This is a genomic window from Comamonas sp. NyZ500 (assembly GCF_016772095.1).
Taxonomy (GTDB): Bacteria; Pseudomonadota; Gammaproteobacteria; order Burkholderiales; family Burkholderiaceae_C; genus Comamonas; species Comamonas thiooxydans.
In genome coordinates this window covers 76,173-98,219 of the sequence record NZ_JAEIJE010000006.1, presented here as the reverse complement: position 1 = coordinate 98,219, position 22,047 = coordinate 76,173, and the positions used below count along the sequence as shown (strand labels likewise).

Genomic DNA, 22,047 nt, shown 5'->3' with positions numbered 1-22,047 from the left:
AAGCAGGATTTACAACGAGACACATTCTGCCTCCGGGTCTGGAGCAGCTCGTGACATTTACCGAAATATTAGCCTTTGTCCGACGTGGATCAAGCGCCCAGCCCGGTCGAAACACAAAAAATCTTCACTCAGGTGCTGGCCACCCGGCGACGACTGTCCCCAGCGCGGCGGGCCAGCACCTGACCTGCCATGGTCAGCAGCGCCAGGGCCAGGGCAGGCTGACGGTTGGCAATTTCGGAATAACGCAGCGCTGTCAGACACCATAGACGGCTGGGCGCTGCGGCCTGAACCGTGGCCTTGCGTGGTCTATGGGCGAAGAAGGCCCCTTCCCCCACAATCGCCCCCGGCCCCACCAAAGCCAGGCGGATTCTTTCCTTCGAATCCTGGTAATGCACGCTCAGCGAGCCGTACTCCACCAGATACAGATTGCGATCCAGCGCCCCTTCGGCAAACAACACCTCGCTGGCCGCCAGATTGATCGGCTGCAGGTACGGCGCCAACAGCTCCCATTGAGCGGCACTGAGCACGTTTTGAGCGGTATCGGTGGCAACCGAGGTCGTCATCGCCTGGATCAGCGCCGACAAATCCTGAGGTGTTGAAGCGAACATAAGCAGTGGGTGGAACGCGAACGCCGCATGCCATCCGGTGGACAAATCCGGATACGCATCCCGGCCGCTCAGGGTAAAAGAAATTCATAGCGCGCCATGGCTCACCATCAACGCAGGCTGAATGCTAAGCGACTCTGACAGTCCCGCCAATCACTTGCGGTACGGAGTTGCTTTTACTTCCCCAGAGTGTCTGCATCTTCATTCGCATCAAAGCAAAAAAGGATCGATGATTCGATCCTTTTTGATAGCTTACATCGCTCTTCCCATTTGGGTTAGCGCCATTTCTCAAGGGAATCAGCCGTTAGCGCGCTTTTCCAGGATCTCGAAGGCGGGCAGCTTCTTGCCCTCCAGCACTTCCAGGAAGGCGCCGCCGCCGGTGGAGATGTAGCCCACGTCCTTTTCAATGCCGTACTTGGCAATGGCGGCCAGGGTGTCGCCACCGCCGGCAATGCTGAAGGCGGGTGACTCGGCAATCGCCTGGGCGATGACCTTGGTGCCATTGGCAAACTGGTCGAACTCGAACACGCCCACGGGGCCGTTCCAGACGATGGTGCCGGCCTTTTTGAGCTGCTCGGCCAACAGGGCTGCGGTTTCCGGGCCGATGTCCAGAATCATGTCGTCGTCGGCCACTTCGGAGGCCTTCTTGACGGTGGCCACGGCGTCGGCAGCAAAGGTCTTGGCGGTGACCACATCGGTGGGCACGGGCACATTGGCACCACGGGCAGCCATGGCGTCGATCACGGCCTTGGCATCGGCCACCAGATCGGGCTCGGCCAGGCTCTTGCCGATCTTCAGACCGGCAGCCAGCATGAAGGTATTGGCAATGCCGCCGCCCACGATGAGCTGGTCCACCTTGTCGGCCAGGCTCTTGAGGATGGTCAGCTTGGTGGACACCTTGGAGCCGGCGACGATGGCGGCCAGGGGGCGCGCAGGCGCGGCCAGGGCCTTGTTCAGCGCGTCGATCTCGGCCGACAGCAGCGGGCCGGCACAGGCGATGGGGGCGTATTCGGCGATGCCGTAGGTCGTGCCTTCGGCACGGTGAGCGGTGCCGAAGGCATCGTTCACAAAGATGTCGCAGAGCTTGGCCAGCTTCTGGGCCAGCTCGGGCTTGTTCTTCTTCTCGCCCACGTTGACACGGCAGTTCTCCAGCAGCACGACCTGGCCGGGGGCAATCTGCACGCCGTCCACCCAGTTGGCGACCAGGGGCACATCGCGGCCCAGCAGCTCGGACAGGCGTTTGGCCACGGGAGCCAGCGAGTCCTGGGGCTTGAATTCACCTTCGGCGGGGCGGCCCAGGTGGCTGGTGACCATCACGGCAGCGCCGGCCTTCAAAGCCATTTCAATCGCAGGCACGGAAGCGCGCACACGCGTGTCTTCGGTGATTTCACCAGCGTCGTTCAGGGGTACGTTCAGGTCGGCACGGATGAAAACACGTTGACCCTGGGCCTTGCCCTGGGCGCACAGATCGGAGAAGCGGATGATGTTCATGCAGCAAAAAAGCGACTCCGAAAGTCGCCCATACAAAGGTTGGAAAACACAAAATCTGCCTGCATTCTAGGGCGATCGCCACTTTCAGGCATCGCTTTTACACGCTTACTCGACTCAAAAACAGGAGCATCCTGCGCGCTCTGTAACTTGGTTTCAAGCCTTTTTATAGACAGCCCATATGAAAACAGGAGCACGCAGCTCCTGTTTTCTCTGGTCTTGGAGCTACCAGCCCAGACCGATATGCAGAGGCAGATAAATCGCCATGCCCAGAGCAATGGTGCCAAGAATGCTGCGCTTGTAAAAAAAATACACCACCGAAGCGGCCAGCGCAGGCAGTCGAGCATCAGCCAGACTGTTGATCAGCTGACCATTGCTCATCACGATCTCGGGCGCAATCACCGCCGCCAGGGCCGCCAGCGGTGCGTATTTGAGCCCGCGCTTGAGCCAGTCGGGCAGCGGCAGTTCACGCTCGGGGATCATGAAGAAAGCACGCGTGATCAGCGTGATGAGGGCCAGACCGATGCAGGCAACGATGACCCAGAAACTGCTCATCATGACCGGTCCTCCTCATTCTTCACCGCAGGCAGCCGGCTGGCCTGCTTTTGCAGTTGCTCGGCCGTCAGGCCTGCAGCCACCGCAGCGGCGATCGCCACCAGGATATTGAGCTTGAGCGGCAGCGCAAAAGCCGCCACAGCTGCCGTACAGGCCACGATGGAGGCCACCCAGGTTGCACGGTCCTTGAGCATGGACAGCAGCACGCCCAACAACGCCAGCACGCCGGCAAAGCCCAGCCCCCAGGACAGAGGAATCTGGTCGGCCAGGAAAATGCCCAGCGTGGACGGGATCTGCCAGGCCAGCCAGTTGGTCAGTGCTGCGCCCCAGAAATAGGGCAGTTGCTCGGGCTGCGGCCTGGCCTCTGGGTAGCGACGCATGAAGTTCACGAAAATCACATCGCCGCTGAAATAGGCGACCGCCAGACGGTGACGCAGACTCAGCTTGGCGAAATAGCTGCGCCACATGCTGGACAGAATCACAAAACGCAGGTTCACGCAAATGGCGGTGAACCAGACCACCCACAGCGGAGCCCCCACGGCCATCAGCGGCAGCACGGCCAGCTGGGCACTGCCCGCATAGACAGTCAAACCCATGAGCAGCGCCAGGGGAACGGACAGACCGCTTTTGACCATGGCCACGCCGGTTACCAGGCCCCAGGCGGCGATGCCCAGGGCGGTGCCGCCCATCTCCTTGGAGCCGACCCAGAAGAACGGATCCCTGACTATCGATTTCGCACGCTGACTCAGCGTGAACGCCATATCCGTCATACCTCGCCAGCACCCTCGCCCAGTTGCGCGCCTGCGGGCAGCTCGAAACCGCGCAGAAAATCGCCTGCGGCCAGACGCTTGCCACCCGCGCGCTGCAACAGCGTCATATTGAGCACGCCACTGCCACAGGCCACGCGCACGCCGCGAGCGTCGGCCGACAGCACGGAGCCGGGCGCGCCGCTGCCTTGCTGGGCCTCTGCTTCCCAGACCTTGATGGCCTCGCCGCCCAGGCTGGTGGCGCCACCGGGGAAGGGGTTGAAGGCACGCAGGCGGCGCGCAATGACTTCGGCGCTTTCGCTCCAGTCGATCAGGCTCTCGGCCTTCTCGATCTTGTGTGCATAGCTCACTCCATCGGCAGGCTGTGGCGTGCGACTGAGACCTCCGCAGGCCGCCATTTCCAGCGCTTCCACGATCAGGCGGCCGCCCAACGCGGCCAGCTTGTCCTGCAGGCTGGCCGTGGTGTCGCATGCGGCTATCGGCAGGCGCTCGATCACACACATATCGCCGGTATCCAGGCCGGCATCCATCTGCATGATGGTGACGCCGGTTTCGGCGTCACCGGCCTCGATGGCGCGATGAATCGGCGCTGCACCTCGCCAGCGCGGCAGCAGGCTGGCGTGGATGTTCAGGCAGCCCAGGCGAGGCGTATCGAGCACCCATTGCGGCAGGATCAGGCCATAGGCCGCAACCACCATCACATCGGCCTGAGCGGCATCGATCGCGGCCTTGGCGGCAGCGGCGTCTTCGGGATATTTGCCGTCCAGACGCAGACTCAGCGGCTGAGCCACTGCAATGCCATGCTCCAGGGCGCACTGTTTGACGGGAGAGGCTTGCAGCTTCATGCCGCGCCCGGCCGGACGGTCCGGCTGGGTCAGCACCAGCGGAACTTCAAAACCTGCAGCCAGCAGACTCTCCAGGGCCACGCGCGCAAATTCGGGCGTGCCGGCAAAAATGACTTTCATGGGACTCACAAATTAAAAAGGCAGCCGCCGGCTGCCAGATGTTCAAAGATGCGGCTCTTTGAAGTAAATGCTCTCATCGGTGAACATGACCTTCTGCACCACGCCTTGCGGGTCTATGTGCACATGGGCACGCCGAGCAACGGTATTGTCCAGAAAACGGTAGGTCCAGATGTCACCTTTGAAGCTGTAGACCCTCTCGACCTTGGCGGGCGGGCCGAACATGCGGTAGACATCGTCACGGGTATCCACACCATTGCGCAACGCGAAAAAATGCGCGGTATCCAGCACCTGCTCCACACGCACCAGCTTGTGTCGGGCATCGAAGTCCATGTGATAGACCTGCTGACCGGCGGGCTGCTGGCTATAGACCAGGCGCTGGCCGCCCTCGGGCAGAGGCACGACCAGAGTGGGTTTGCCCATGCCTTTTTCCACCTCGGCCTGAGGCATGCCAGGCTTTTGCCACTGGGGCACCATGCAACCCGCCAGCCCCAATGCCAGCAGACTGGCAGTCAACAGTGTTTGCAGGCGAGGCAGGGACATGGACACTCCGATCAGGCCCTCAGGGCATGCTTCTGGGCTTTGACCAGCTTGGTCTTGATGCGATTGCGCTTCAGCGGCGAGAGGTATTCGACAAACACCTTGCCCAGCAGGTGATCCATCTCGTGCTGGATGCAGATGGCCAGCATGCCTTCGGCGTCGATCTCACGGCTGTTGCCGTTCTCATCCAGGGCCTTGACCTTGACGGCAATGGAGCGCTCCACGCCGTCGTAGATGCCGGGCACGGACAGGCAGCCTTCCTCGCCCAGCTGCTTTTCCTCGCTGGCCCAGAGAATCTCGGGGTTGATCAAGGCCATGGGCTCGTTGCGCTTCTCGGACACGTCGATCACGATGACGCGCTCATGCACATCGATCTGTGTCGCGGCCAAGCCGATGCCCTGGGCGTCATACATGGTCTCGAGCATGTCTTTCACCAGAGACTGGATGCGCTCATCCACCTGCGCCACGGGCTTGGCGACCTTGTGAAGACGGGGATCGGGGTAGCAGAGGATGGGAAGAATGGCCATGGTGTCTCGGTAAATCTGTCGTTATTGTCCCAACATTTGACGCCAAACGCTTGTCACGTCCTCAATAAACATTGATCTATCGAGGCCTTGCATCGAGAATTTCGACACATTTGTAAGACTTGTTGGCTGGCTATGCCAAGATCGGCCACAGTGCGGCGACGCGAGGGACGCTGCAGCAAACGAATCCCGCCAGAAGGAACTTCATGACCGCATTTGCCACTGCACGCGCCTTGAGCATTGGAGCCACATTGCTTGCAGCCCTGACTTCGGTCCACGCCCAAAGCTATCCTGTGACCGCCACCCAGCGCTCCACCGCACAGCAAGTCGCTCAGCAAGGCATCCCCGAGAACGAACTGGCGCCCAACGCTCCCGCACAGTACGCCGTCAAGCGCGGCGACACGCTCTGGGGCATCTCTGGCATGTATCTGCGCCAGCCCTGGCGCTGGCCCGAACTCTGGGGCATGAACCTCTCCAGCATCGCCAACCCTCATCAGATCTACCCCGGCCAGGTGCTGTATCTGGTGCGCAGCAACGGTTATGCCCGTCTATCGACCACGGCCCCCAACGGCGATTCCGGGGTAGTGCGCCTGTCGCCGCAAACGCGTGAATCGTCACTGAACGACCTGGCCCTGCCCACGCTGCCGCCGCATCTGATCGAGCCCTTCCTGGCCGAGCCGCTGGTGGTGGACAGCCAGGCACTTACACAAGCCCCGCGCATCATCGCCACCCAGGACAAGCGCGTGCTCATGGCCAATGGCGATCGCGCCTATGTACGCAACTCCGGTGGCGCGCTGGTCACCACCGGCAAGGGCCGGCCCGCGAGCTATCGCATCTTCCGCGATGCCACGCCGCTCAAGGACCCCATCACCGGGGAAATCCTTGGCTACGAAGCCAAGTACCTGGGCAGTGCCACCGTGGCGCGTAGTGAAACATTGCTTGAATCCGCGCCGGGCCAGCCTGTACAGACCACCCCTGGAACCGTGGACATCATCCGCTCCAAGAATGAAATCCGCGCAGGTGACCGTCTGCTGCCCTCGCCCGAGCAGCAGTATCTGAGCTATGTGCCCCATGCCCCGCGCCATGCGGTAGATGCCGCCGTGGTCTCCATCTATGGTGACTCGGTGGGCTATAACGCAGCTCAGAATCAGGTCATTGCCATCAACAAGGGAGCCCAGGACGGCATGGACATCGGCGCAGTGCTGGAACTCGTCAGCAAGGGCAATGTCATCGTGGACAAGACCAGCCCCAGCCGTGACCGGGTGAAGCTGCCCGATGAGGCCAATGGCTATGCCATGGTCTTCAAGGTGTTTGACCGGGTTTCCTACGCGCTCATCACCACGGCCCAGCGTGGCGTGAATGTGGGCGATGGCCTGCAGTCGCCCCAGCCCTGAATGGAGCGTGAGCATGGTGTCGCCCCCTTCACAAGATGCGCTCCATGCCTCACCCGATGCCGAAATTCTGGCCTGGCTGCGCCTGCTGCTGACACCGGGTCTCGGACGCACCACGGCACGCCGCCTGCTGGCCAGCGCCGGTAGTGCAGACGCGGTCTGGCGGCTGCCGCTGTCCACATGGGCGGAATGCGCCACTCAGGCGCAGATCAAGGCTCTGACAGAGCTCCCGGCAGACTGGGAGCAGCATTGCAGCGCACTGGCCCGCTGGCTGAGCTCCCCCGCGCCGGGTATCTTGCACACCGTGATTCATCTGGGCAACTCTCAGTATCCGGACTGCTTGCTGCAGACCGAAGATCCGCCCCTGCTGCTGTTTGTCCAAGGTCCAGCGGCACTGCTGGCATCTGCCGGGCCCTGGTTTCCCTACCCTGCCACCCTGGCCATGGTGGGCAGCCGCAATCCATCCGCCCAGGGAGTCATCAATGCGCGCAGCATGGCGCAGGCACTGGCCGAGCAAGGGCTGTGCATAGTCTCAGGTCTGGCACGCGGCATCGATGCAGCTGCCCATGAGGGAGCACTTCAGGCCCGCTCAGGCCCTACCCCCCGCACGATTGCCGTCGTCGGCACCGGACTCGATCAGGTCTATCCGCGTGCGCACACCAAGCTGGCACAGCAAATTGCGCGCAATGGGCTGGTCATCAGCGAATACCCGCTGGGCAGCGAGCCCCTGCCCCGGCATTTCCCTCAGCGCAACCGCATCATCTCAGGCCTGTCGCAAGGCACCCTGGTCGTGGAAGCCGCCCTGCAGTCTGGCTCGCTGATCACGGCCCGCCTGGCCAACGAGCAGGGGCGTGAAGTCTTTGCCATCCCCGGCTCCATCCACGCGCCGCAGGCCAAGGGCTGCCATGCGCTGATACGCCAGGGCGCCAAGCTGGTGGAAACCGCTGACAACGTGCTCGAAGAGCTTCAAGGACTGAAACTCGCGTCGACCAGAGCCGAACCAGCGCAGGAAGCTGCCAAAAACAAGGCATCGACACCGGATAACCCGTTGCTGCAGGCGCTGGGCCATGACCCCATGACACTGGAGTCCTTGAGCGATCGCACGGGCTGGGATGCCGCCCATTTGCAGGCGCAGCTGATGGAACTGGAGCTCGACGGCCTGGTCGCGCGCCTGCCTGGCGGCCTGTACCAGCGACTTACGCAAAGCTGAAGCCCCAAACCGGCATATCCCGACAAGGCGACGCCCAGCAAAGGCCGCTCCCTTCCCTGGTGCAGCGCGTAGAGAAAGGGGAAAGATGCAAAGCACCTCAGGGGCTTAGGCCAGTCTTTCCGGATTCGCCTGAATTTTCTGCAGTGCATCGCGCGTGGCACGCACCGTCAGGGCTTCGGCATCATGCACCGCGAGCAAGCCGGCCTGCAGATAGGTCGCCATGCGTTGCGCCTGCAGCAGATAACAGTGTCCATCCAGCGAGGCGAACAAATGCAGATGCTTGCGACGGCTATGCCAGACATATTGCACCTGCACACGGGCACCGTTGTGGTCCAGCGTGAACCAGCGACCGCTTTCCAGCGACTGGGCCCACTCCAGCATGGCGGGCTCCACCAGGCTGTCCGTGTTGGGAATAACGTTCAGATCGCCCGCATCCACGCCCAGCATCAGCTCTATGCTCTCGCTGGACAGCGGCATATCGTCGAGCTTGCCATCCTCGCTGATGTATTTCTCCAGCTCCGCCAGGCGCTTGGCCATGGCCTCGATACGCTCGGCCGGAATGGCTGCCGTCTTGGACATGAAGGCCTGGGCCAGCGTATCGGTCAACACCTTGATCGCGGCAGACTGTGCATCGCCGGTCACGCTCACCAGCTCCAGTCCTTCACGCAAGGTCTGCAGCAAGGTCGGCAAGCCCTGGATGACACGCGCGCGCTCCTGACGCAAGGGCTTGGCGCTGGCCGACCAGACCAGCTCGCTGGCCGCCTGCTTGAGGCGCATGGCCCGCGCATCCTTGGCGCCATAGCGCACGGTGGCCATGGCCAGCACATCGGCCCAGGACTTGAAGAGAAAGTCTCGCACCTCTTCGCGCACCGGCATGTCGGTGAGCATATTGCGCAGCTCGATGGTGTACTGGATGGCCAGCGTCTCCTTCTGCTCCACCTGCTGAGCCACGCTGGTGATCTTGGCCGTGGACCGATTCTGGGCAAAGTGCCTGGTGAGGAATTCCTCGAACTCGCGCAGCACCAGCGCAAAGACCTTCTGCCCGGTTTCAGGGTACTGCTCTATCACCTGAACCACGCGGCGGATCTCGGTCTCCAGCGCATTGCCGTTGATGCTGCTGGCGTCAAAACCCATGACGCAGGAGCCCATGCGGTCGATCAGCTTGCGCGCCGGGTGATTGAGGTCGCTGAAGAACTGCGGCTCGGCCAGGGCCACGCGCAACACGGGGACCTGCAGGCGCGCGAACCAGACGCGAATGGACGGCGGCAGCCGGTCTTCCGAAAGAATGCTCTGGAACATCAGCGCCACCACCTCGATGGTCGCCTTCTCGCTCTTGGTCTCGGCCTTTTGCTTCCAGTCGGCCGAGCGCTCGCGCACCAGATTGACCAGCTGGCCGATCGCTGCCGGACTGTAGTCCATGGCGGGCATGGCCATGGCCGAACCGGCCGCAGACGGATACTGGGCCTGGAGCTCGGCCGCCATCAGTTGTTGCTGCTCCTGCAGCGCCTGCGCCAGAGCGGCAGACGCCGGAGGCATGGGAACGACAGGCGTGCCAGGCATCAGTCCTGGAATGCCGACCGCAGGCTGGCTCAGCACCTGGCGCAGCTGATTCATGGCATCCAGCGCGCGATGGCGCGCCCGCGCCAGCATGCCCAGGCCGGCGCTGGCGCCTGGCGGCAGGGCAATGCCCGGAGCCATCCCAGTCCCGACGCCCAGACCGGCAGCCATACCGGCCGGCATGTACTGCATGGCAGAGTTGGTCCAACCCGCATCGGACGCATTGCCATAGCCACTGCTGGCGCCCAGATGCATGGCACCGGTGGACGGGCCACCCTCGGTACGTCGCACGCGCAGCGGGGCATCCTGGGCCTTGCTGACGCCCTTGGCATCCAGCAGCTTGTGCAGGATGCTGTATTCGGACTCCATCAGCGGTGCCAGCGCATTCTGCAGGGGCTCCACAGCCCGCAGCAAATGCTTGCGCTCCATGCCGCAGCTCAGCCATTGCTCGACCAGATGCAGGCAGACGGTCTCGGCGCGGAACATGTCCCGGGAAGCCAGCTCATGGCCCTCCAGTGCCTGAATGCGCAGGCGCATGGCCTCGAAGCCGGGCTGCAGCGTCTCTCCCATGGCCAGGGCCATGCGGGAGGCCAGAATCCTGTTTTCGACAACATCGTCGCTGAGCAGCTCGAAGGTCAGCGGAGCCGAGCCCGAAGCATTGCTCTCGGCTCCACCAGAGGGTGGCTTGCGCGCAGCCTGCTGCAGCGCCTGAGCACCTGCCTGCAACCAGGCGTCCTTGTTCTGCTGAAAGCCGACCCAGGCCTCGCGCCACTCCTGCATCTCCTTGGCAGTGGAGACGGCACTGCTCTGGTTGGAGAGGAATTCATCCAGTTGCCGAGCGACCTTGGGCAGGCCCTGACAAATGCCATGGACCCAACGCAAGCGCGCCTGCCAGCCCAGCTGTTGCGGGGCCGCAGGCGCGGTGGAGGAAGACTGCGAGAGAGCCATTCCGTAAGTGTAATGGCGGCAGAAGCAGTTATGCACCCGCCGCAATGGTCAAAGCGTCAGACCACGGCTCCCGCGTTGGGATCATTGGGATCTTGCGACCCGGACTTGGCGGGAGCCTTGACCAGATCTTCGCGCTTGACGCCCAGCCACATGGCAATGGCAGCCGCCACGAACACCGAAGAATAGATACCGAACAAGATACCAATCGTCAGCGCCAGCGCAAAGTAATGCAGGCTGGGGCCGCCAAAGAAGAACATGGACAACACCATGGCTTCGGTCGAGGCGTGGGTGATGATGGTCCGGCTCATGGTCGAGGTGATGGCGTGGTCGATCACCTCGTGGGTGCTGAGCTTGCGGAACTTGCGGAAGGCCTCCCGGATACGGTCGAAGATCACCACGGACTCATTGACCGAGTAGCCCAGCACGGCCAGCACGCCTGCCAGCACGGAGAGCGAGAACTCCCACTGGAAGAAGGCAAAGAAGCCCAGGATGATGATCACGTCGTGCAAGTTGGCAATGATGGCCGCCACGCCGAACTTCCACTCGAAGCGAAAGGCCAGATAGATGATGATGCCCAGCACCACCATGCCCAGCGCCATCAGGCCGTTATGCATCAGCTCATCGCCCACCTGCGGGCCGACGAACTCGGTGCGGCGCAGCGTGACCTCGGCATCCTCGGCCTTCAGTGCAGTGATCACCCGCTCACTTTGCTGAGCAGTCGTCACGCCCTTTTGCACGGGCAGACGAATCATCACATCCTTGGATGTACCGAAATTCTGCACGATCACATCGGCATAGCCGAGCTTGGAAACGGTTTCACGCACCTTGCCGATATCGGCAGGCTGGGTGTAGGCCACTTCCATGACCGTACCGCCCGTGAACTCCACGGACAGATGCAGGCCGCGCGAGAACAGGAAAAAGACGGCCAGCGCAAAGGTGATGAAGGAAATCGCGTTGAAGACCAACGCGTACTTCATGAACGGAATGTCTTTTTTGATGCGGAAGAACTCCATGATCTTCCTCCTTAGTTGTTGCTGCCGCGACCGGCCACGGAACGGTGACCCTCACCCTCAGGCTTCCAGACCTGACCGATGGAGACGCTCTTGAGCTTCTTCTTGCCGCCATACCAGAGGTTGACCAGCCCGCGAGAGAAGAACACTGCAGAGAACATGCTGGTCAGAATGCCTATGCAGTGCACCACGGCAAAGCCGCGCACCACGCCCGAACCAAAGGCCAGCAGGGCCAGACCGGCGATCAGCGTGGTCACGTTGGAGTCCAGAATGGTGTGCCAGGCGTTTTCGTAGCCTGCATGGATGGCCGCCTGAGGCGAAGCACCGGCACGCAGCTCTTCACGAATACGCTCGTTGATCAGCACGTTCGAGTCGATGGCCACGCCCAGTGCCAGCGCCATGGCGGCAATGCCGGGCAGGGTCAGCGTGGCCTGCAGCATGGACAGAATGGCCAGCAGCAGCAACACGTTCACCGACAGAGCAATCGTGGAGAACACGCCGAACAGCATGTAGTACATGCACATAAAGGCCGCAATCGCCACCATTCCCCAGACCACGGAGTGAATACCGCGGTTGATGTTGTCGGCGCCCAGGCTCGGGCCGATGGTGTATTCCTCGATGATTTCCATGGGCGCGGCCAGGGAGCCGGCGCGCAGCAGCAGCGAAGTGTCGTTGGCTTCCGCCGTAGTCATGCGACCCGAGATCTGCACGCGGCCGCCGCCGATTTCGCCACGGATCACGGGAGCCGTGACCACCTCGCCCTTGCCCTTTTCGAACAGGATGATGGCCATGCGCTTGCCCACGTTCTCGCGCGTCACGTCCTTGAAGATGCGCGCGCCCTTGGCATCCAGCGTCAGGTTGACGGTAGGCTCCTGGGTCTGGCTGTCAAAACCGGGCTGGGCATCCGTCAGGTTCTCGCCGGTCAGCGTCACCTGCTTTTGCACGATGATGCCCTGACCGTTGCGGTCCAGATACTTCTCGGAGCCGAAAGGCACGGGGCCGGAGCCCATCTCGGCAGCACGCGCTTCGGCGGACTCGTCCACCATGCGCACTTCCAGCGTGGCGGTGCGGCCCAGAATGTCCTTGGCCTTGGCCGTGTCCTGCACGCCGGGCAGTTGCACCACGATGCGGTCCAGGCCCTGCTGCTGGATCACGGGCTCGGCCACGCCGAGTTCGTTGATACGGTTGTGCAGCGTGACGATGTTCTGCTTGAGCGCCTGCTCCTGCACCTTGCGCAGGGCTTCGGGCTTGATCGAGGCCACCAGCTTGAAGCCCGTGCCGTCAGGCGTGGAAGTGGCCGCCAGATCGGGGAACTGGTCCGCGATCAGATTGCGCGCCGCCGTCAGCGTGGCTTCGTCGCGCACGCGAATGGTGACGTTGTTGCCGTCGCGGCTGACACCGCCGTGGCGGATATTCTTGTCGCGCATCGAAGAGCGCAGATCGCCCGCATAGCTCTCGGCCTTCTTGGTCAGGGCCGCCGCCATGTCCACCTGCAGCATGAAGTGCACGCCGCCGCGCAGGTCCAGACCCAGATACATGGGCTTGGCGCCGATGGCCGTCAGCCAGTCGGGCGAGCGCGACACCAGGTTCAGCGCCACGATGTAGGAGGGGTCGGTGGGGTCGGAGATCAGCGCCTTCTGGATAACGTCCTTGGCCTTGAGCTGCTCATCGGGCGTATCGAAACGGGCGCGCACCGAAGTGCCTTCCAGCGACATCGATGTGGCTTTGACGCTGGCCGCGCTCAAGGCGGACTCCACCTTTTGCAGCACCGCGTTGTCCACCTTGACGGTGGACTTGGCCGAGGACACCTGCACGGCAGGCGCTTCACCAAAGAAATTGGGCAGGGTGTAGAGCACCCCCACCAGCAGCGCGATCACGATGATCGCGTACTTCCAGACCGGGTATCGGTTCATGATCGCGCTCTTTTTTTTACAGCAACGCACAACGGGTACGCGCACTCTGGTCGAGCGCCGTACCCCTCAAAATCCACAGCGGACAGGCTTACTTGGCCGTGCCCTTGGGCAGCACTTGCACCACAGCGGAGCGCTGGATCTGGACTTCCACGCCGGAAGCCACTTCGATGTAGATGAATTGCTCGGCCATGCGGGTCACGGTGCCGATGATGCCGCCGGCGGTAGCCACTTCATCACCCTTGGCCAGCGCGTCGATCATGGAGCGGTGTTCCTTCTGGCGCTTCATCTGGGGACGAATCATCACGAAGTACAGCACCACGAACATCAGCACCAGAGGCAGCATGCCGGTGAGCGAACCCATGAAGCCGCCTTCAGCAGCGGCGGCAGGAGCGGTCTGGGCGAAAGCAGAAGAAATGAACACGAAAAAGACTCCGAAAGAGTGAATTTGTCAGGAATAGGTCCCGGCAGGCGCGCACTTGCGCGATCTCGCCAGGTCAGCGGGACATTGTATTCGGCTGGCTTGTACCCAAGATTGGCATGGGCAGCCGCGCAGCACAGGCATTCCCTGATGCGATGGGGACCTCCCTTTCCACATCAACAATGCCCGTAAAAAACATAGCTATCAGCGCATTACCCGTATTGTTTTGTGACTGTTTTATCTTTGAATATCACTCAATACAGGCGCTGACAGCTATCAAATTCAGATAGCCCACTGCCAGCATCGCCTCTGACCATGAATACAAAGGCCGGGTTGCCCCGGCCTTGTTGTGATGCGCCTCGGCGCAATTAGTTCACTGCCATCAGCTTGACGGCTGGCGCAGCAGCTGCAGCCGAGCCATTCCAGCGAGTCATCAAGGACTGCCACTTGATGCGCGCAGCCGCCAGATGGTGCTCTTTGACATGGCCGTAGCCTCGAATGTCTTCGGGGATGGAGGCGATCTCCACGGCCAGCGCCAGCTTGTCGGTCGTCAAACCCGTCAGCAGGGTTTCGATGCACTGGCGATATTCGACGATCAGGGCGCGCTCGGTGCGGCGTTCCTCGGTGCGACCGAAGGGATCGAGCGCCGTGCCGCGCAGCCCCTTCATGCCGGCCAGCCAGCCCATGGCCTTGCGCATCCAGGGGCCATAGGATTTTTTGAGCAGATGACCCTGCTCGTCCTTCTTGGCAAAACCGGGGGGCGCCAGGTGATGCACGAGCTTGTAGTCGCCCTCGAACATCTCGCTGATCTTCTGGGTGAAGGCCGCCTCGGTGTGCAGACGCGCCACCTCGTACTCGTCCTTGTACGCCATGAGCTTGAACAGATAGCGCGCCACGGCCTGGGACAGGCGCGTGCCCTGGGCCAGCGGCTCTTCCGCCGCGCGCACCTTGGCCACGAAGTCGCGGTACTGCTGGGCATAGGCCGCATTCTGGTAGGCCGTGAGGAACTCCACACGCTTGTCCAGCATTTCCTCCAGCGACGGCTTCTTGACGAACTGGATCACCTGCGATGCCTGATACAGAGCGCGCACGGCCTCCAGATCGTGGGCGCAGCGGCGGCCCCATTCAAAGGCCTCCTGGTTGCGCGCCACCTGCACGCCGTTGAGCTCCATGGCGCGCATCAGCGAGGCATGGCTGAGCGGCACCCTGCCTTTTTGCCAGGCGTAGCCCAGCATCATGGGGTTGGCGTAGATGCTGTCGCCCAGCAAGGCCGTGGAGGCCTTCTCGGCATCGAAGCTGCCCAGGGCACCATGACCCACGGCCTCGGCCAGCGCCGTGGCGCAGCGTGCGGCAGGCGACTGCCAGTCGGGGTTGCCCACAAAGGTGGCCGTGGGCGCGGCATGGCTGTTGAGCGCCACATAGGTGCGCCCCGGCTGCATCACAGACAAGGTGGTGGGCGTGGCCGCCACGATGGGGTCGCAGCCTATGACCAGATCGGCCTTGGCCATGTCCACCTTGGTGGTGTAGATGGCATCGGCGCGGTTGGCGATCTGGATATGGCTCCAGGTGGAGCCGCCTTTTTGCGCCAGACCCGCCGCATCCTGGGTGACCACGCCCTTGCCTTCCAGGTGTGCGGCCATGCCCAGCAGCGAACCGATGGTGATCACGCCCGTGCCGCCGACGCCGGCCACCACGATGCCCCAGGCCTGCTCGGCCACGGGCAGGACGGGCTCGGGAATAATGGGGAGAGCCTCCAGGCTGCCCTTCTTCTCCTGCTTGGGCTTTTTGAGCTGACCGCCCTCGACGGTGACGAAGCTGGGGCAGAAGCCCTTGACGCAGGAATAGTCCTTGTTGCAGCTGTTCTGGTTGATGCGGCGCTTGCGGCCGAACTCGGTCTCCACGGGCTCGACCGAGAGGCAGTTGGACTGCACCGAGCAATCGCCACAGCCCTCGCAGACCAGCTCGTTGATGACCACGGTCTTGTCGGGCGTGCTCAGCACGCCGCGTTTGCGGCGGCGGCGCTTTTCGGTAGCGCAGGTCTGGTCGTAGATGATGGCCGTGCAGCCCTTGAGCTCGCGGAACTGGCGCTGGATCGCATCCAGCTCGTCGCGATGGTGCACGGTCACGCCCTCGCCCAGCTTCACACCATCGTATTTCTCGGGCTCGTCGGTGACGATGACCAGCTTGCCCACGCCTTCGGAGAGCAGGCTGTTCATGATCTGCAGCACCGAATGGCCTTCGGGCCGCTCGCCCACGCGCTGGCCGCCCGTCATGGCCACGGCGTCGTTGTAGAGCACCTTGTAGGTGATGTTGGTGCCGGCCGCAATGCTCTGGCGGATCGCCAGCAGCCCGCTGTGGAAGTAGGTGCCGTCGCCCAGATTGGCGAAGACATGGGCTTCCTTGGTGAAAGGCGCCTGCCCCACCCAGGTCACGCCCTCGCCGCCCATCTGCGTGAAGGTGCTGGTGCGGCGGTCGGGCATCCAGGTGGTCATATAGTGGCAGCCGATGCCGGCCACGGCGCGCGAGCCTTCGGGCACGCGTGTCGAGGTGTTGTGCGGGCAGCCGCTGCAGAACCAGGGCGTGCGGTCGCCGGTCGAGACCTCCTTGGCCGCCTTGATCGCCGCTTCGCGGGCGTCGAGCACGGCCAGACGCTGCTGCATGCGCGTTTGCACATGCTCGGGCACGCCCAGCTTCTTCAGGCGCTGGGCAATGGCGCGCGCAATGATGGCGGGAGTCAGATCGGCCGTGGGACGCAGCAGCCAGTCGGTGCTGGGGTTGGGCAGCGACCATTCGCCGCCATGCTCGTCGCTGAACTTGCCCACCACATTGGGGCGCACGTCGTCGCGCCAGTTGTAGAGCTCTTCCTTGATCTGGTATTCGATGACCTGGCGCTTTTCCTCCACCACCAGAATCTCCTGCAGGCCGCGCGCGAAATCGCGCGTGATGGTGGCCTCCAGCGGCCAGACCACGTTGACCTTGTGCAGCCTGATGCCCAGCTGGCGGCAGGTGTCCTCGTCCAGCCCCAGATCGGCCATGGCCTGGCGCGTATCGTTATAGGCCTTGCCGCTGGCGATGATGCCGAAGCGGTCGTTGGGCCCTTCGATCACGTTGTGGTTGAGCTTGTTGGCGCGCACATAGGCCAGGGCTGCATACCACTTGTAGTTCATCAGCCGCGCTTCCTGCTCCAGCGGCGGATCAGGCCAGCGGATATGCAGGCCGCCGTCCGGCATCTGAAAGTCTTCGGGCAGGATGATGTTGACGCGATCCGGGTCCACCAGGACCGAGGAGGAGGACTCCACCACCTCCTGGATCGTCTTCATGCCCGACCACAGGCCCGAGAAACGGCTCATGGCAAAGGCATGCAGGCCCATGTCGAGGATGTCCTGCACATTGCTGGGGAAGAACACCGGCGTGCCGCAGGCCTTGAAGATGTGGTCGCTCTGGTGCGCGGCCGTGGAGGACTTGCTGATGTGGTCGTCGCCCGCAATCGCAATCACGCCGCCATGCTTGGCCGTGCCCGCCATATTGGCGTGCTTGAACACGTCGGAGCAGCGGTCCACGCCCGGACCCTTGCCATACCAGATACCGAAGACACCGTCGAACTTCTTGGTCTCGGGATAGAGATCGAGCTGCTGCGTGCCCCAGACGGCCGTGGCGCCCAGTTCTTCGTTCACGCCGGGCTGAAAGACGATGTGATTCGCTTCCATATGCTTTTTGGCCGCCCACAGGGACTGGTCGTAAGTGCCCAGGGGCGAGCCGCGATAGCCGCTGATGAAGCCGGCTGTGTTGAGCCCGGCCTGCGCATCGCGCAGCCGCTGCAGCATGGGCAGCCGGACCAGGGCCTGCACGCCGCTCATAAAGGCGCGGCCGCGGGCCAGGGAATATTTGTCGTCCAGAGTCACAGACTCCAGGGCGCGACGGACTTCATCGGGCAAAGGGGCATTCATGGCTTGTCTCCATGTGGGTGACCACCCGTGGCAGCTCTTGGCTACCAGAGCAGCATATTGCTTTGGGCATTCCTGCGCCAGAGGCACGGAACGCAAGTTGTTTGAGCAAAGTTTACGGAAAACGCCCCGAATAGAGCTTTCTTTTTATTGCCGGGATTAACCTAGTTTTTGAAAGAATCTTGCTGTAAATTGCGAATCATGAACCAACTTGATCGCTTCGACTGGGCCATCCTGAATGAGCTGCAAATGGATGGGCGCCTCACCAATGCCGAGCTGGCCCAGCGCGTGGGCCTGTCTGCCGCGCCCTGCTGGCGGCGCGTGCGCGCGCTGGAGGAGTCGGGCTACATCACCGGCTATCACGCCACGCTGGACCGCCACAAGCTGGGCCTGGGCGTGCTGGCCTTTGTGCGCGTGGATGCCGCACAGAACACGGCCGACATCACGCTGCGCATGGAGGAAGCCATTCGCCTGCTGCCCGAAGTCACCTCCTGCCACTACATCAGCGGCGCGGGCACCTTCGAGCTGCAGGTCGTGGCCAGGGATCTGGAGAGCTTTTCCGGTTTTGTGCGCAATGTGCTGCTGCGCCTGCCCAACGTCAAAGACGTGCACACGATTTTTTCGCTGGGCGAGGTCAAGTCCAGCAGCGCGCTGCCGCTGCCCAGCACGCTGACGCATGCCTGAGCCCGGCCGGCGCACTTCAAAAGTGAAGCGCGCACCGCTTTATCCATGGGCGATACCTGCCGTATCGGCATTGAAATCATTGACTGGCATGCGCTGAATGCTCACTGATCAATAGCACCCGTCACCGCTGCGACAGGTGGCCGCCGCAACCTGGCGCTGTGAGGAACTACGTATTTGTCAGCACAACTTTCCTGCTACAGAATCGTGTCCCATGGCCCACGATGATTCCGCAGCACGCGCTTCCCACAATCCAATAACTTCAGACTCCGGCCAGGTCCCTGCAGGCAAGCTGCTGGAAGATCCCTCGGCCATGCATGACGGCGGCGCGCCGCCGGCCGCGGCCCCGGGCGTCTGGACACCGCTGGCCACGCCCACCTTCCGCATGCTGTGGATGATCTGGATGACGGCCAATATCTGCATGTGGATGAACGATGTGGCGGCCGCCTGGCTGATGACATCGCTGACCACCTCGCCCGTGCTGGTGGCGCTGGTGCAGTCGGCCTCCACCCTGCCGGTCATGCTGCTGGCCCTTCCCAGCGGGGCGCTGGCCGACATCCTGGACCGACGCCGCTACTTCATCGTCACCCAGTTCTGGGTGGCTGCCGTGGCGCTGCTGCTGTGCCTGGCCGTGCTCTCGGGCCAGCTGACGCCCTATCTGCTGCTGGCCCTGGTGTTTTCCAACGGCATCGGCCTGGCCATGCGCTGGCCGGTGTTCTCGGCGCTGATCCCCGAGTTGGTGCCCAAGCACCATCTGCCTTTTGCGATGGCCCTCAACGGCGTGGCCATGAATGCCTCGCGCATCATCGGCCCACTGGTCGCCGGGGCCCTGATTGCCGGCCTGGGCAGCGCCTGGGTATTTGTGCTCAACGCCGTGCTGTCCATCGTCTCGGGCTTTGTGCTGCTGCGCTGGAAGCGCCAGCAGCCCGCCAACCCGCTGGGCCGCGAGCGCCTGGGCTCGGCCATGCGGGTGGGCCTGCAGTTCATCCAGGAGTCGCCGCGCATGCATGCCGTGCTGCTGCGCACCGTCTGCTACTTTCTGCAGGCCGCCGCCATCATGGCGCTGCTGCCGCTGACGGCCCAGCGCCTGGACCACGGCACGGCCAGCAGCGGCAGTGCCGGCACCTTCACGCTGCTGCTGGCCTCCATGGGCGCGGGCGCCATCCTGGGCGCCATGCTGCTGCCGCGCATACGCCAGATGCTGTCGGGCGAGCGCACGGTGCTGGCCGGCGTGGCCGCGCAAAGCCTGGCCACGCTGACCGTGGCCTTCGCCCCCCATATCGCCGTGGCCGTGCCGGGCATGATGCTCTCGGGCATGGCCCTGCTGGCCACGGCCAACACGCTGGGCGTGGCCGCGCAGATGGCCCTGCCCAACTGGGTGCGGGCACGCGGCATGTCCGTCTACCAGATGTCCATCATGGGCAGCACGGCCATTGGCGCCGCCATCTGGGGCAAGATCGCCAGCCTGGGCTCGGTGCAGATCAGCATGGCCGTGGCCGCCGTCAGCGGGCTGACGGCCCTGCTGATCGTGCAGCGCCTGAACCCGGACCGCGACATCGAGGAAGACCTCAGCCCTTCGCGCGCCTTCACGCCGCCGACGGCAGCGTCGACGCCCGAAGCCGGGCGCGTGGTGGTGACCATCGAGTACCTGATCGACCCGGCCAGGGCCGGCGCCTTCCGCGACCTGATGCAGCTGAGCCGGCGCAGCCGTCTGCGCCAGGGCGCGCTGTCCTGGAGCCTGCTGCACAGCATGAGCCAGCCCGAGCGCTTCGTGGAGCAGATCACCGATGAATCCTGGACCGAGCATCTGCGCCGCTTCGAGCGCGTGACGACCGCCGATGTGGCGCTGCGCGACCGCAAGCTGAGCTTTCACAAGGGCAAGGAGCCGCCCGTGGTGCAGCGCTACTTCAGCGACGCTCTTTAAAAGAGAGCTGCCAGCGCTTTCAGTGCAATGATTTCAGATAGTTATTCATCGGAATTCATTGACTGACAAGCGCTGGCAGCTCCTGTTTTTAGCATCAACGCAGATGCGGTGCCGATCCGGCCAAGGCCTTGGGCCAGAAGGCCCAGAGCTTGAGCGGCTGCTTGATGCGGCCCGCCACATCACCGGCCTCGGCCCCCCAGCCCATGAAATAGTCGGCGCGCACGGCGCCCAGAATGGCGCTGCCCGTATCCTGCGCGAACACCAGGCGGTTGAGCGAGACCGTAGGGCCGGGCGTGGACAGCCAGACCGGCGTGCCATAGGGAATGCTGTTGCGGTCCACGGCAATCGAGCGGCCCGGCGTCAGCGCCACGCCCTGGGCGCCCTTGGGACCGAACTGGGCATCGAAGTCATTGAGCGCCTCCTCGCGGAAGAACACATAGCGCGGATTGCTCCAGAGCATCTCGTTGACACGCGAGGGATTGGCGGCAATCCAGGCGCTGATGCCGGGCCAGGTGGCATCGCGCACCAGGTTCTGGTCGAGCAGCCAGCGGCCCACGCTCTTGTAGGGCTGATCGTTGGTGCCGGCATAGGCCACGCGGATCATGCGCTGGCGGCCGTCGGCCTCGGTCAGCATCAGCCGGCCCGAGCCCTGGATATGCAGCACCAGCATGTCCACCGGGTCGCGCAACCAGGCAATGGCACGGCCGGCCAGGGCGGCCTGGGCCTCGGAGTTGGTGTCGATCTGCTGGCGCGTGAACCAGGGCTTGCGCTTGCCAAAGCCCTGCGGGACCTGATAGATGGGCACGTTGAAGCCGTTGCCCTGCACACGGCGCGCCTCGTACAAGGGCTCGTAATAGGCGGTCAGCATGCCGTCGGGACTGCCCGTGGTCGCTTCGATGCGATAGGGCTGCAGCGTGTTCATCATCCAGCTGCGCTGCTCGTCTTCCGAGGCGATGCTCAGCCTTCGCACCTCGCCGCACAGATTGGCAAACACGGTGCTGGGACGCTCGCAATTCTTGATCCAGGCATTCCAGGCCTCGTTCAGGGAATCCTGGGGCACGCCGGGCAACTCGCCCCAATCCACCGCCACCCAGCGGCTTTTAGTCGGTACATTGGCGGTGAACGGCGGCTTGGCTGCGGAAGCCGGCCCGCCATGCGGAGCCATCTCGGGCACCGATGCCGGGTCGTTTTGCTGCTTGGTGGTGGTGCATGCCACCAGGGTTCCTACAATCAGCGCCAGTGAAGCACGGCGCAGGAGATGGAAATTCATGGGTCTGATTTTGCTTGAAGCACTGCTGGCATTGGCCATTTTGGTCGCTATTGTGTGGTGGACCATGTTCTCAGGTCGAAAAAAGGGTGAGTTGCCGGCCCCGGTCGAGCCTGCGCCACACAAAGAAGTGCTTGCAGACCCCGAACAAGATCGCTCTAATCGAGCTTAGCCCATGGCGCTGCAGCCACTGCAGCGCGGGCTGCATGTGACAATCTTTTGCATCAGAAACCGCTCGCTGGCCCGCGTCCTACTTTTTTTGCCTTCTCTTGGCAGTACGCTCGTGGCCTTGCAGCTTTTACGCAAAGCTGGTTTGCAAGACCCTCCGGGTCGTTTATCAAAC

18 protein-coding genes are annotated in these 22,047 nt (G+C 63.1%); 5 read left to right on the top strand and 13 right to left on the bottom strand.

From position 1 onward, the window contains the following. Window positions 1–128: 128 nt before the first annotated feature. From JAO85_RS11505 to def, 7 genes are all read right to left on the bottom strand, one after another. Window positions 129–608, bottom strand: a complete 480-nt coding sequence (locus JAO85_RS11505) for a Crp/Fnr family transcriptional regulator (protein WP_034347941.1) — start codon at window positions 606–608, stop codon at window positions 129–131. A gap of 294 nt (window positions 609–902) precedes the next feature. Next, window positions 903–2,096 carry a phosphoglycerate kinase gene (locus JAO85_RS11500; protein ID WP_202788112.1) on the bottom strand — a complete coding sequence of 398 codons (1,194 nt, stop codon included), beginning with the start codon at window positions 2,094–2,096 and terminating at the stop codon, window positions 903–905. A 222-nt stretch (window positions 2,097–2,318) separates the two neighbouring features. Next, window positions 2,319–2,651 carry an AzlD domain-containing protein gene (locus tag JAO85_RS11495; RefSeq protein WP_003066830.1) on the bottom strand — a complete coding sequence of 111 codons (333 nt, stop codon included), beginning with the start codon at window positions 2,649–2,651 and terminating at the stop codon, window positions 2,319–2,321. Continuing rightward, complete coding sequence (locus JAO85_RS11490; RefSeq protein WP_012840331.1) at window positions 2,648–3,418, bottom strand: AzlC family ABC transporter permease; 771 nt, start codon at window positions 3,416–3,418, stop codon at window positions 2,648–2,650. The genes JAO85_RS11495 and JAO85_RS11490 overlap by 4 nt, the downstream gene beginning before the upstream one ends. Continuing rightward, entirely contained in the window at window positions 3,415–4,380 is a 966-nt protein-coding gene (gene fmt, locus JAO85_RS11485; RefSeq protein WP_202788111.1) for a methionyl-tRNA formyltransferase, read from the bottom strand. Before fmt ends, JAO85_RS11490 begins: the two co-directional genes overlap by 4 nt. A 42-nt stretch (window positions 4,381–4,422) precedes the next feature. Next, a complete protein-coding gene (locus tag JAO85_RS11480; protein ID WP_003066825.1) occupies window positions 4,423–4,920 on the bottom strand; it encodes a membrane protein in 498 nt (165 codons plus the stop codon). Between the two features lie 11 nt (window positions 4,921–4,931). Further along, window positions 4,932–5,444 (bottom strand): peptide deformylase, encoded by a 513-nt coding sequence (def, locus tag JAO85_RS11475; RefSeq protein WP_202788110.1) that lies wholly within the window; start codon window positions 5,442–5,444, stop codon window positions 4,932–4,934. A 203-nt stretch (window positions 5,445–5,647) separates the two neighbouring features. Here def and JAO85_RS11470 point away from each other — a divergent pair, with 203 nt between their 5' ends. Together JAO85_RS11470 and dprA are read left to right on the top strand one after the other, a co-directional pair. Beyond that, window positions 5,648–6,835, top strand: a complete 1,188-nt coding sequence (locus tag JAO85_RS11470; RefSeq protein WP_087864951.1) for a LysM peptidoglycan-binding domain-containing protein — start codon at window positions 5,648–5,650, stop codon at window positions 6,833–6,835. Between the two features lie 13 nt (window positions 6,836–6,848). Beyond that, window positions 6,849–8,042, top strand: a complete 1,194-nt coding sequence (dprA, locus tag JAO85_RS11465) for a DNA-processing protein DprA (RefSeq protein WP_054074356.1) — start codon at window positions 6,849–6,851, stop codon at window positions 8,040–8,042. Window positions 8,043–8,147: 105 nt separating this feature from the next. Here the strand turns inward: dprA and JAO85_RS11460 are convergent, their stop codons facing one another. The 5 genes from JAO85_RS11460 to JAO85_RS11440 form a co-directional block, all read right to left on the bottom strand. Beyond that, entirely contained in the window at window positions 8,148–10,547 is a 2,400-nt protein-coding gene (locus JAO85_RS11460) for a DUF1631 domain-containing protein (protein WP_012840336.1), read from the bottom strand. A gap of 56 nt (window positions 10,548–10,603) precedes the next feature. Then, window positions 10,604–11,560 (bottom strand): protein translocase subunit SecF, encoded by a 957-nt coding sequence (gene secF, locus JAO85_RS11455; protein WP_003066813.1) that lies wholly within the window; start codon window positions 11,558–11,560, stop codon window positions 10,604–10,606. Between the two features lie 11 nt (window positions 11,561–11,571). Beyond that, window positions 11,572–13,470 (bottom strand): protein translocase subunit SecD, encoded by a 1,899-nt coding sequence (gene secD, locus JAO85_RS11450; RefSeq protein ID WP_034394473.1) that lies wholly within the window; start codon window positions 13,468–13,470, stop codon window positions 11,572–11,574. A gap of 88 nt (window positions 13,471–13,558) precedes the next feature. Further along, window positions 13,559–13,891 (bottom strand): preprotein translocase subunit YajC, encoded by a 333-nt coding sequence (gene yajC / locus JAO85_RS11445; protein WP_003066810.1) that lies wholly within the window; start codon window positions 13,889–13,891, stop codon window positions 13,559–13,561. Window positions 13,892–14,256: 365 nt separating this feature from the next. Then, window positions 14,257–17,835, bottom strand: a complete 3,579-nt coding sequence (locus JAO85_RS11440; RefSeq protein ID WP_202788109.1) for an indolepyruvate ferredoxin oxidoreductase family protein — start codon at window positions 17,833–17,835, stop codon at window positions 14,257–14,259. Window positions 17,836–18,033: 198 nt separating this feature from the next. On the opposite strand from JAO85_RS11440, the gene JAO85_RS11435 reads away from it, so the two are divergent. Together JAO85_RS11435 and JAO85_RS11430 are read left to right on the top strand one after the other, a co-directional pair. Beyond that, window positions 18,034–18,516: an Lrp/AsnC family transcriptional regulator gene (locus JAO85_RS11435; RefSeq protein WP_003060152.1), complete on the top strand. Its 483-nt coding sequence runs from the start codon at window positions 18,034–18,036 to the stop codon at window positions 18,514–18,516. A 211-nt stretch (window positions 18,517–18,727) separates the two neighbouring features. Then, window positions 18,728–20,437, top strand: coding sequence for an MFS transporter (locus JAO85_RS11430; protein WP_202788108.1), 1,710 nt, complete (start codon window positions 18,728–18,730; stop codon window positions 20,435–20,437). A 94-nt stretch (window positions 20,438–20,531) separates the two neighbouring features. On the opposite strand, the gene JAO85_RS11425 is transcribed toward JAO85_RS11430, so the two are convergent. Beyond that, window positions 20,532–21,707, bottom strand: a complete 1,176-nt coding sequence (locus JAO85_RS11425; protein WP_003066801.1) for a murein transglycosylase A — start codon at window positions 21,705–21,707, stop codon at window positions 20,532–20,534. On the opposite strand from JAO85_RS11425, the gene JAO85_RS11420 reads away from it, so the two are divergent. Then, complete coding sequence (locus JAO85_RS11420; protein WP_003072234.1) at window positions 21,706–21,876, top strand: hypothetical protein; 171 nt, start codon at window positions 21,706–21,708, stop codon at window positions 21,874–21,876. The genes JAO85_RS11425 and JAO85_RS11420 overlap by 2 nt on opposite strands. The last annotated feature ends 171 nt before the right edge of the window (window positions 21,877–22,047 follow it).